This window comes from Pedobacter yonginensis (assembly GCF_003173595.1).
GTDB lineage: Bacteria > Bacteroidota > Bacteroidia > Sphingobacteriales > Sphingobacteriaceae > Pedobacter > Pedobacter yonginense.
On the sequence record NZ_QGNZ01000003.1, the window covers coordinates 159,447 to 171,230 of the forward strand.

At 39.1% G+C, this 11,784-nt stretch carries 10 protein-coding genes; 1 reads left to right on the forward strand and 9 read right to left on the reverse strand.

Annotated elements, in window-relative coordinates; genetic code table 11:
* Positions 1–312: 312 nt before the first annotated feature.
* The 7 genes from DHW03_RS12335 to sucD all read right to left on the reverse strand — a co-directional run bounded on the left by DHW03_RS12335 (position 313) and on the right by sucD (position 8,028).
* On the reverse strand, positions 313–534 hold the full coding sequence (locus DHW03_RS12335; RefSeq protein WP_109926160.1) for a cysteine-rich CWC family protein: 222 nt from the start codon (positions 532–534) through the stop codon (positions 313–315).
* A gap of 121 nt (positions 535–655) precedes the next feature.
* Positions 656–3,040 (reverse strand): ribonucleoside-diphosphate reductase subunit alpha, encoded by a 2,385-nt coding sequence (locus DHW03_RS12340; protein ID WP_109926161.1) that lies wholly within the window; start codon positions 3,038–3,040, stop codon positions 656–658.
* A 107-nt stretch (positions 3,041–3,147) separates the two neighbouring features.
* Positions 3,148–4,119 (reverse strand): ribonucleoside-diphosphate reductase small subunit, encoded by a 972-nt coding sequence (locus DHW03_RS12345; RefSeq protein WP_109926162.1) that lies wholly within the window; start codon positions 4,117–4,119, stop codon positions 3,148–3,150.
* Between the two features lie 455 nt (positions 4,120–4,574).
* Positions 4,575–4,955 (reverse strand): septal ring lytic transglycosylase RlpA family protein, encoded by a 381-nt coding sequence (locus DHW03_RS12350; RefSeq protein ID WP_109926163.1) that lies wholly within the window; start codon positions 4,953–4,955, stop codon positions 4,575–4,577.
* A gap of 143 nt (positions 4,956–5,098) precedes the next feature.
* Positions 5,099–5,596, reverse strand: a complete 498-nt coding sequence (locus tag DHW03_RS12355; protein ID WP_109926164.1) for a methionine-R-sulfoxide reductase — start codon at positions 5,594–5,596, stop codon at positions 5,099–5,101.
* A 362-nt stretch (positions 5,597–5,958) separates the two neighbouring features.
* Positions 5,959–6,351 carry a GxxExxY protein gene (locus DHW03_RS12360; RefSeq protein WP_109926165.1) on the reverse strand — a complete coding sequence of 131 codons (393 nt, stop codon included), beginning with the start codon at positions 6,349–6,351 and terminating at the stop codon, positions 5,959–5,961.
* Positions 6,352–7,155: 804 nt separating this feature from the next.
* Positions 7,156–8,028, reverse strand: coding sequence for a succinate--CoA ligase subunit alpha (sucD, locus tag DHW03_RS12370; protein WP_109926167.1), 873 nt, complete (start codon positions 8,026–8,028; stop codon positions 7,156–7,158).
* Positions 8,029–8,357: 329 nt separating this feature from the next.
* Here sucD and DHW03_RS12375 point away from each other — a divergent pair, with 329 nt between their 5' ends.
* Positions 8,358–9,047, forward strand: a complete 690-nt coding sequence (locus tag DHW03_RS12375; protein ID WP_109926168.1) for a VIT1/CCC1 transporter family protein — start codon at positions 8,358–8,360, stop codon at positions 9,045–9,047.
* 100 nt (positions 9,048–9,147) lie between these two features.
* Here DHW03_RS12375 and rlmF read toward each other — a convergent pair whose 3' ends face one another.
* Together rlmF and dctA are read right to left on the reverse strand one after the other, a co-directional pair.
* A complete protein-coding gene (gene rlmF, locus DHW03_RS12380; protein WP_109926169.1) occupies positions 9,148–10,158 on the reverse strand; it encodes a 23S rRNA (adenine(1618)-N(6))-methyltransferase RlmF in 1,011 nt (336 codons plus the stop codon).
* A 307-nt stretch (positions 10,159–10,465) separates the two neighbouring features.
* Complete coding sequence (dctA, locus tag DHW03_RS12385; RefSeq protein ID WP_109926170.1) at positions 10,466–11,734, reverse strand: C4-dicarboxylate transporter DctA; 1,269 nt, start codon at positions 11,732–11,734, stop codon at positions 10,466–10,468.
* Positions 11,735–11,784 lie beyond the last annotated feature (50 nt).

The window sequence follows — 11,784 nt, forward strand, 5'->3', positions numbered from 1 at the left end:
TTTAACAATATTTTTAACAATATTTTTATTCAATTTAAGGCCCTTGAGACTGCTCAGGGGCGATTTTAACTAAAATATCAACTGCACTTTGCATTTCTTGAAATCGTGAATTATAGCGCATAAAAACCACAAAAACTAAGGATTTAGGTTTAGGCGAATAATTACAGAATACAGCGGCAGTGATTTTGTTGAAAACTTATCTAATGATGTCCTATTTCAGACCTAGAGCCATGTGCCGAAAACGATACAAATTTCGGTGGATTCAGAAGAAAATTTAGAGCGTTGAAAATAATTGTAGAGGAAAGCTTCGTCCTATCCACCAATCTCTTCCCGATATTCTTGTTGTAAGTCAAAAAGGCATTTGGCACATAAACAGCCTTCATACAACTCGGAGATATATTGCACTTCGTTAATGCTGAGTTGTACCACGCTACACTGGCATTTGGTATAAGAATTGGCCTTGCACTCAATAGCGTTATTGCATCTTTCGCAAGGAATGATTTCGTGCTTGGCGCTATAGATGGGTGAAGACATACACAAAAGTATAAACAAAAAATAAGGTTTTGAGCGATTGCCCAAAACCTTATAAATTTATTGCTTTGTAATGAGAAGATATTTAGGCTTTACTTTGGCCGTTAATCTTTTTCATTTTATGTTAACCTGAACAGCTAATGCAACCTTCTTCCATTGAACAAACTGGTCCGTCAACAATTTCTTCTGCCACTTGGTCTGCTGTCATTTGAGCTGGAATTACAGCCTCAATGGCTTTACCACCTTGGTTCTCTACCGTAAACTGAACCGCTTGGTTTGCAGCCTGAGTACGCAAGTAGTACATACCGGTTTTCAATCCTTTCTCCCATGCGTAGAAGTGCATTGAAGTTAATTTTGAAGTATTTGGTGCATTTACAAACAAGTTTAACGATTGCGATTGGCAGATGTACGCGCCACGGTCTGCAGCCATATCAATGATGTTACGCATCTTAATTTCCCAAACTGTTTTGTACAGTTCTTTGATGTAATCTGGAATTGAAGGAATACCTTGAATTGATCCATTCGCCAAGATGATTTGGTTCTTCATCTCATTGTTCCATAAACCTAGGGCAACTAAATCCTTCAACAAGTGTTTGTTTACCACAACAAATTCTCCGCTCAATACCCTACGGGTGTAGATGTTTGAAGTATAAGGTTCGAAACATTCGTTATTACCTAAAATTTGAGAGGTAGATGCGGTTGGCATTGGTGCAACCAATAATGAATTATATACACCATTTTTAACTACTTTTTTGCGCAATGCATCCCAATCCCAACGGCCACTATCTGGCGTTACATTCCATAAATCAAATTGGAATTTACCTTTTGATAATGGAGAGCCTTTAAACGTTTGGTATGGACCATTTTTCACTGCCAAATCGTGAGAGGCCGTCATCGATGCGAAGTAAATCGTTTCGAAAATATCTTTGTTTAAGCGTTTCGCTTCATCACTCTCGAACGGTAAACGCAACAAGATAAAGGCATCGGCCAAACCTTGTACACCTAAGCCTACCGGGCGATGACGCATGTTTGAATTTTCAGCTTCAACAACTGGATAGTAGTTGTGATCGATGATTTTGTTTAAGTTTAACGTTGCCTGATAAGTTACGTCGTACAGTTTTTGGTGATCGAACTGACCGTTGATTACGAAACGAGGCAATGCTAATGATGCTAAGTTACAAACCGCAACCTCATCTTTAGAGGTATATTCGATAATCTCTGTACACAGGTTAGAACTCTTAATTGTACCTAAGTTTTGTTGGTTAGATTTGCTGTTCGCTGCATCTTTAAACAACATGTAAGGGGTACCTGTTTCAATTTGCGAATCTAAAATGGCAAACCAAAGCTCTTGTGCCTTAATGGTTTTACGTCCGCGACCTTCTGCTTCATATTTGGTGTACAAAGCTTCAAACTCTGCACCGAAACAATCGGCTAAGCCTGGTGCCTCATGCGGACAGAATAAAGTCCATTCGCCGTTATCTTTTACGCGTTGCATAAACAAGTCGTTTATCCAAAGGGCGTAGAACAAATCACGGGCACGCATTTCTTCTTTACCGTGGTTTTTACGTAAATCTAAAAACTCGAAAACATCTGCATGCCATGGCTCTAAATAGATTGCAAAAGCACCTTTACGTTTACCTCCACCTTGATCTACATAACGAGCTGTATCGTTAAATACGCGTAACATTGGAATAATACCGTTACTTGTACCGTTTGTGCCGCCGATATATGAACCTGTTGCGCGGATATTGTGAATGCTCAAACCAATACCACCAGCACTTTGAGAAATTTTAGCGGTTTGTTTTAAAGTATCGTAAATGCCTTCAATGCTATCATCCTGCATGGTTAATAAGAAACATGATGACATTTGTGGCTTTGGTGTAGCTGCATTGAATAATGTTGGCGTAGCATGTGTAAACCAACGCTCGCTCATTAAGTTATAGGTTTTAATTGCGCTTTCGATATCTTCTTTATGGATACCAACTGAAACGCGCATAAATAAATGCTGAGGACGCTCTACAATACTGCCATTAACTTTTAAAAGGTAAGATTTCTCTAACGTTTTAAATCCGAAATAGTCAAAACCAAAATCTCTATCATAGATGATGCTACTGTCTAAAATGTCCTTATTTTTTTCGATAATCTCATAAACATCATCAGCAATAAGCGGAGCTGCTTTTTGCGCTTTCGGGTCGAAATATTCGTACAACATTTTCATCGTACCCGAAAAAGATTTTGTAGTGTTTTTATGCAAGTTAGACACCGCAATACGCGAGGCCAATAATGCATAATCAGGATGTTTTGTTGTTAACGAGGCGGCTGTTTCCGCTGCTAAGTTATCCAACTCTGATGTGGTTACACCATCGTACAAACCTTCAATTACTTTTTTAGCTACATCGATTGGATCTACCAAATCGGCATTTAAACCATAGCACAGCTTTTGAATGCGTGCAGTTATTTTGTCAAATTGCACCGCCTCTTTGCGGCCATCTCTTTTTAGTACGAACATATTTTATGAGATTTTTTAGTTTAGTATCGTTTAGCGAACTTCAAGTTTCGAAACTTAATCTTTCGCGTTTATAATTTTTATTAATTGTTTGGTATCAATAGGATCCCTTAAAAGTCTTCATCTAAAGAAAACGCTTGTTTGTTATTATCTGCCGAAGTTAAAACGCCACTTTTTTGGTAATCGCCAACACGCTTTTCAAAGAAATTCGTTTTTCCTTGCAATGAAATCATTTCCATAAAATCGAATGGATTGGTTGCATTGTAGATTTTTTTGTAACCCAGTTCTTGTAACCATCTATCGGCTACGAACTCGATGTACTGACTCATTAGCTTTGCATTCATACCAATTAGCGCTACTGGCAAGGCATCCGTAATAAATTCCTTTTCGATTTCTACCGCATCGCGAATAATTCCGTGCACAGCCTCTTCACTCAATTTATTGCTCAACATGCTGTACAACAAACAAGCAAATTCGCAGTGTGAACCCTCGTCTCTCGATATCAATTCGTTACTGAAGGTTAAACCTGGCATCAAGCCTCGTTTTTTCAACCAAAAGATGGAGCAGAAACTTCCGCTAAAGAAAATACCTTCAACCGCAGCAAATGCAACCAAACGCTCGGCAAAGGTTCCATTATCAATCCAACGTAAAGCCCATTCTGCCTTTCTTTTTACAGCTGGAACGGTATCGATCGCATGAAATAAACGATCTTTTTCTTCTGGATCTTTAATATAGGTATCAATTAATAAGGCATAAGTTTCGGCATGTATGTTTTCCATCATAATCTGGAAACCATAAAAACAGCGTGCTTCTGGCAACTGAACCTCACTCATAAAGTTTACCGCAAGGTTTTCGTTTACAATACCATCACTAGCCGAGAAGAAAGCAAGAATGTGCGAAATGAAATGTCTTTCCCCGTCGTTTAAGCTATCCCAATGTTTTTGATCGTCAGAAAGATCAATCTCTTCTGCGGTCCAAAAGCTAGCTTCAGTTCTTTTATACATTTCCCATATTGCCGGATACTTAATCGGCAATAGCACAAACCTATCTTTATTTTCTTGTAGTAATAATTCCTGTTCCATATGCTGATGTTTTTTAATCTTCAATTTGCACAGAGCCGACAAAGGCACGCATCCACCAATTTTATATGATGATTGTAATGTCTTTTATCAAAACGCTGTTGTGAAAGTGCTAACCTCGTCGCTTTGCAAACTACTGAGTTTTTAATTAGGAAAATTTAAGTCTGCAATCAGAGAGATCTACGTATAAATTACTAAAAACTAAGCTTTTACATTTGTTTTAAAGCGCAAGAAGTTAAAGAACTTTGTTATAACAAATATATATACAGGAGCCCTTTTCTGTGAACCAAAGTTGTTAACACTACTTCGAAATAGGTGGATAATTCAATCAGCTAAATCTCATTTTCGAGCGAAAAAAAAGCTAATCATTTCTTTTTAAGGCTTTAGTAAACCAAAACAAGTGTTAATAACTTAAATTTTGGCGGTAAATGCGGGGGGATTTAGAGTTAAAAAGAGTACTACTCTAGGGTGTAGCTGAGCTTCACACGTGCGATACCTTTACGATAGATACCGATCTGTTTTGCAGCACTTTCTGATAAATCTATAGCGAGTCTTTTTACAAAAGGACCTCGATCATTTACCTTAACTACAACTGATTTTCCGTTATCGGGATTGGTAACCGTAACCTTCGTTCCAAAAGGCAAGGATCGATGGGCGGCTGTAAATTTTTTGGCTCTGTATTTGGCGCCGCTAGTGGTTCGGCGGCCTTCGAATTTTCTATTGTAATAAGTAGCAAGGACTGATTTTTTTACGCTATCTGGCTCATTTGAAACGTCAGATTTTTGTGCATTACTCTGCAAAAACAGAAGGCTGAAACTTAATAACAGAAAATACTTCATAGGCTAAAATTTATCTATTGAGCCTGCAAATATAAGCATTTAGTTTATAATCAATAATTTGTGGAAAAAACGCGGGAAACAAGGCAACAAAAAAGGCGTACAGCTAACGCTGTACACCTCTACCTAACCCGACTATACCCACCTTATTTTTTATCTGGCACAAAATTCATGGAAATCGAATTAACACAGTGCCGAGTGTCTTTATTTGTGAATCCTTCCCCCAAAAATACGTGTCCTAAATGTGCATTGCAATTGGCACAAACAATCTCTGTACGAGAACCATCTGCATCAGGAATGCGTTTAACTGCTCCTTTAATTTCATCATCAAAGGCTGGCCACCCACAACGTGCATCAAACTTACTCTCCGACCGATACAGCGCAGCATTACAACGTTTGCAGGTATAAGTACCCTTATCTGTTGTGTGTTCATATTTACCTGTACCTGGGTACTCGGTTCCTTTATTAACAATTACTCTTTCTTCCTCGGGGGTTAATGGATTCCAGTTCATTTTTTTCTTTTGTATAACTTGATCTGTTGATTGCTCTTGTTTTCCCTTATCTTTCTTCTGCGCGCAGGCAGTAAGACTCATACTTAAAACAACAGCCGAAATTAAAAATAGTTTATTTAACATCATTCTCATAGTACAATATACGCTATAGATTTCGATTTGGTTTGTGGCTTTGAGGATTGGTTGGAGTGTTTACAAAAAGATGATAAACGTTGCTACACGGAAAACTAGAATGTACTCAGCGAAGCAACATATGGTTTTTTTGCCACGGAAACACGGAAGACACGGAAAACTAGAATGTACTCAGCGAAGCAACATATTTTTTTTGCCACGGAAACACGGAAGACACGGAAAACTAGAACCACCCTTTGCGATAGCCAATACCATATTTGTGCTTTGCCTAAGAAGCACGGAAGACACGGAAAACTAGAAATACCCTTTGCGATAGCCAATACCATATTTGTGCTTTGCCTAAGAAGCACAGAAAGATTGTTTTAGAAAACAACTCTCTTTATTTCAAGGGTAGGTTTACCGAAATTGAGTATTAAACCGACACGACAGCCAGAGCATTTCAAATAATTTATGGTTTGTGCTAAATCTTCATTAGCGATGGCACTTTTTGCTTTAATCTCTAATACAACCTGACCAAATACCAAGAAGTCGGTGTAGAAGGTACGTTGTAGGAGAGTATCTTTGTAATAAACTGGATATTGTTTTTCTCTTTCAAAAAGATGGCCTCTACTATTAAACTCGATACAAAGGGCATCCTTGTAAATAATTTCTAAAAATCCGCAACCCAAAGATTTGTGAACCTCGATAGCCGCATTAATAATTGAATCTGTTTGATCTTTATAGGGAAGATTATCTTTACTCAAATGATAATCCATAAACGATAAATTTCAACTAAACTAATAATAATCTTTCACATTTGACCTTTCTCATTTTTTCCTGAACTGAATACCATAATTCCGTGCTTCCGTAGCAATTATATTTGCACTTGGTGTACACCCGCCCAAACTAAACCAATCAACTCCATAATTCCGTGTTTTTCGTGCTTCCGTGGCAATTATATTTGCACTTGGTGTACACATGCCCAAACTAAACCAATCAATTCCATAATTCCGTGTTTTCCGTGCTTCCGTGGCAATTACATTTGCACTTGGTGTACACCCCGCCCAAACTGCACCAATCAACTCCATAATTCCGTGTTTTCCGTGCTTCCGTGGCAATTACATTTGCACTTGGTGTACACCCGCCCAAACTAAACCAATCAACTCCATAATTCCGTGTTTTCCGTGCTTCCGTGGCAATTATATTTGCACTTGGTGTTACACCGCCCAAACTAAACCAATCAATTACTTAATTCCGTGTTTTCCGTGCTTCCGTGGCAATTATATTTGCAATTGGTGTACACCCGCCCAAACTAAACCAATCAATTACTTAATTCCGTGTTTTCCGTGCTTCCGTGGCAATTATATTTGCAATTGGTGTACACCCGCCCAAACTAAACCAATCAATTCCATAATTCCGTGTTTTCCGTGCTTCCGTGGCAATTATATTTGCACTTGGTGTTACACCGCCCAAACTAAACCAATCAATTACTTAATTCCGTGTTTTCCGTGGCAACCCTTAAACAAAAAAAGCGCCTCGAACCTAATCGAAGCGCTTCTCCTATTCAGATTTTTTAAATCTTATTTTGCTAATTCTTCAGCGATCGCTGCACCAATCTCAGCTGGGCTTTCTACTACACGAATGCCACACTCACGCATAATCTTCATTTTAGCAGCAGCAGTATCATCAGCACCGCCAACAATAGCACCAGCATGCCCCATTCTACGTCCGGCAGGAGCAGTTTGACCAGCAATGAAACCAACTACAGGTTTTGTACCGTTTTCTTTAATCCAACGAGCAGCTTCAGCTTCCATTCCACCACCAATTTCACCAATCATGATGATACCGTGCGTTTCTGGATCGTTCATTAATAATTTAATGGCTTCTACGGTCGGGGTACCAATAATTGGGTCACCACCAATACCGATTGCCGTTGTGATACCTAAACCAGCCTTCACAACTTGATCAACAGCCTCATACGTTAAGGTTCCTGATTTTGAAACCACGCCTACATGACCTTTTTTGAAGATGAAACCTGGCATAATACCAATTTTAGCTTCATCAGCAGTAATTACACCAGGGCAGTTAGGGCCAATAAGTGTAACATCACGATCAGAAATATATTCTTTAACCTGAATCATATCCTTAGTTGGGATACCCTCAGTAATACAAACAATAACTTTAATACCACCTTCGGCAGCTTCCATAATTGCATCAGCAGCAAAAGCTGGTGGCACAAAAATGATAGATACATTTGCTCCTGTTTGATCAACAGCATCTTTAACAGTATTAAAAACAGGCTTATCTAAATGCAATTGCCCACCTTTGCCAGGCGTAACACCACCAACTACGTTTGTACCATAGGCAAGCATCTGCTCCGCGTGGTAAGTTCCTTCGTTTCCGGTAAAACCCTGAACGATAACCTTAGAATCTTTATTTACTAAAACGCTCATGTATCAATATTTTTTTGTGCAAAGCTAATATTATTGCAGTGGATTTCAAATCTTAAACCACATTATTTGCCCGCTTTTTTCAGGAAAATGTAAGGAATTAGCCTATGGCGCATTCAGCCCTGCTCTCTGCTTTACTTCGTTACACTTCGTGCCCGCGCCGATCAGGTTTAAATATGAACGTTCATCCCTTTTGGCAAGCAAACAACACCAAAAATTAGTGGTGTTATGGATAGTGTTAGCAACTATGATTAGAATCTTTCTGTATTATGATTCTATCCATAATCTGGATTGTATTTCTGTAAATTTGGGTTCATCCTTAAATTAACAGCATGGAATTGGAAAAGCATTACACGAACCGCACGGGTTGGCTAAGGGCAGCCGTCCTAGGCGCTAACGATGGCATCATCTCCACCACCAGTTTGGTTATCGGTATTGCAGCAGCAAGTGATACCAGGAGCCCTATCGTATTGGCAGCATTAGCAGGTTTGGTTGCTGGTGCATTATCCATGGCCGCAGGAGAGTATGTTTCTGTAAGTTCCCAATCTGATATTGAAACTGCCGATTTGGCCCGAGAAAAGATGGAATTGGAAACGATACCCGAAGTAGAACTAAAAGAACTTGCAAAAATTTATGTAAGGCAAGGATTAGATGAAGATTTAGCCATGCAGGTTGCCATAAAGCTTACCGAAAAAGACGCCCTCGAAGCGCATGCAAGAGACGAATTAGGCATTAACGAACATACACAGCCAAAACCCTTGCAAGCGGCATTAGCATCTGGTGCATCATTTGTTAGCGGTGGCATACTCCCTTTCCTTGTAGCACTTTTTGCACCCATTAAATCGATGGTCTTTTATCAATATGGATTTGCGATTGTTTTCTTGGCTCTATCAGGGGCATTGGCCGCTAAGGCAGGTGGATCTAACATGACGAAGGGTATCATCAGAATCTGCTTTTGGGGAACCATAGCAATGGTTGTTACCGCCTTGGCTGGCTATATTTTCGATGCGAAAACAAGTTAAATTTATGACAACAATTTGATTCACAACAGAATATCGCCATGATAAAATAAAAAGCCGGATTAACGGTCATCATTAATCCGGCTTTTGTTATATTGTTGAATTACTTCGTTTTAACTTCTGGTTTTACAGTTTCCTTTTTGGGCTCTGTTTTCCAACCTTTTACCCACTCGGCTTGCGCAGCCTCATCATGGAAAGTCCACGCAACAAAACGGCTTATCTTTTGTCCTTGAGACATTTGAACTGTTGTAACCTCAAAAGCGTTTGCCTTAACTAGGGCACTGTAAATGCTTTTCAAATTGGCACTTTTAGAAACCAATGAAGTAAACCACAATACTTGATTTTTGATTTGCTCGCTTTGAATAATCATCTGCTCAACAAAAGCACGTTCACCACCCGGGCACCAAAGTTCTGCCTTGTTGCCTCCGAAATTTAAAACGTGTTTTACTTCTTTTTCATTACCGCCCAAATTACGCCATTTCTGACGTGTGCCTTGCTCTGCTTCTTTCAAAGAGGAATGGAAAGGTGGGTTACAAACCACTGCATCAAAACGCTCTTTACCTCCTACTACACCTCTAAAAATCCCCATTTTTGAAGATTGCTGACGAATTTCTAAAGCGCCCTGTAATGGTTTGTTCGCTTCAATAATTCGTTTGGCAGATTCAACAGAAAGTGGGTCAATTTCTGAACCCACAAAGCTCCATCCGTATTCTTGATGACCAATTATCGGGTAAATGCAGTTTGCTCCAACGCCAACATCAAATACATTAACGTTAGCGCCTTTTGGAATTTTCCCTTTATTGCTTGATCCTAAAAGATCGGCTACATAATGAATATAATCTGCACGCCCAGGAATTGGTGGACAAAGGTAATCCTGAGGGATATCCCATTGCGCAATATTATAAAAGTATTTTAACAACGCTTTATTTAATGCTTTAACCGCACTTTGATCTGCAAAATCGATTGAATCATCGTTATGCTCATTTTTAAAAACAAAGCGTTTAAGTTCTTTTGATGTTGCAATAAGTTGTTTGAAATTGTAACGCGAACGGTGTTTGTTGCGTGGGTGTAACTCGCTTTTTTCTTTGCGGTTATTCTGTTCTTGCTGGGCCAATGTGATCTGGATTAATTAAACAAGCTGTGTGCATGTTTCTGATGCAAAGGTACGTAAAAGACTTGGATTGTTGCTTGCTGGTTTGGTTTAGGATGAATCGGTGAACGTGAGATGGTTTAATTGCAGCATTTCGGATAGCTTTAACCCCATAAGAAACCAAGAGCCAGCGCAGCTTAACTTCAATTTAGTCATCTTGCCATTACCGTGTATCTTGTATTTCCGTGGCGGAAATTTGGCTATATATCTGCAAACGCTTTTCTGTTTGTAAAGACATGCCAAAACGATGGAGGATTTGGCTAAAACATGACTAACTTTCTTCGTTTCTCTCAATCATGGCGGGTTGAATGGCTTTCAGGTATTTTGCTTCATCAAATTGATTTTCGCTTTTTGCAATTACAATTGTTGCTACCCCATTGCCAATTACGTTGGTTATCGCTCGCGCTTCACTCATAAAACGATCCACGCCAATTAAAATTGAAATGTGTTCAATAGGCATAATTTTTAGTGCCGTTAGTGTAGAAACCAATACGATAAATCCACTTCCGGTAACGCCCGCAGCACCTTTAGAGGTAACCATCAAAATGGCTAAAATAGTTAGTTGCTGTCCAATAGATAAATCCACATGAAAAACCTGACAAAGAAAAATTACAGCCATAGCCAAGTAAATTGCGGTTCCATCAAGGTTAAAAGAATAACCTGTCGGGATAACTAAGCCTACCACAGACTTGTCGCAACCGATCGCTTCCATTTTTTGCATCATACTCGGCAATGCCGATTCGGATGATGAGGTACCCAAAACAATCAAAATTTCTTGGCGAATGTATTTAAGATATTGCCAAAGACTAAATTTGTAATACCTGCAAATTCCATTTAAAACAACAAAAATAAAGAGGAGGCAGGTTAAATAGACGGATCCCATTAACTTTGCCATCCCAAAAATACTTTGCAAACCATGTGTTCCAATGCTGAAAGCCATTCCGCCGAATGCACCAATTGGCGCTAAACGCATAACCACCTTCATGATTTTAAACAATACTTTCGAAATTTTATCAAAAGCGTTTAGAACGGAAGTCCCTTCGCTACCCAGTTTATTTAGCCCATAACCAAAAAGGATTGCAAAGAATAAAATTTGCAAAATATTGCCTTCTGCAAAGGATGCAATAACATTGTGTGGAATGATGTGCAGAAAAAACTCTGCCCAATTCATTTCTTTAGCCTGTTCTGCGTAGGTTGCAATTTTTGATGCATCTCCACGCCCAGTTTCCATTCCAACGCCTGGCTTAAGCAAATTCGCCACCAACAATCCAATCGCAATGGCAACTGTACTTACAATCTCAAAATACAACAATGCTTTGCCCCCTACACGACCAACTTTCTTCATATCGCCCATGTAAGCAATCCCCAAAACGATGGTAAAGAAAATAATCGGCGCGATTAGCATACTAATCATATTTATGAAGCCTTGGCTAATCAATTTCGCAGTTGGCGCAAAGCCAGGGAAGTAAGCTCCAACTAAAATGCCCAACGTAATGGCAACTAAAACCTGAAAAGTTAAATTGGAAAGAATCGATTTCATTCAATCAGTTTTTTAAAAAAATGAAATATAGATTATTTTTTTGGCTGAAA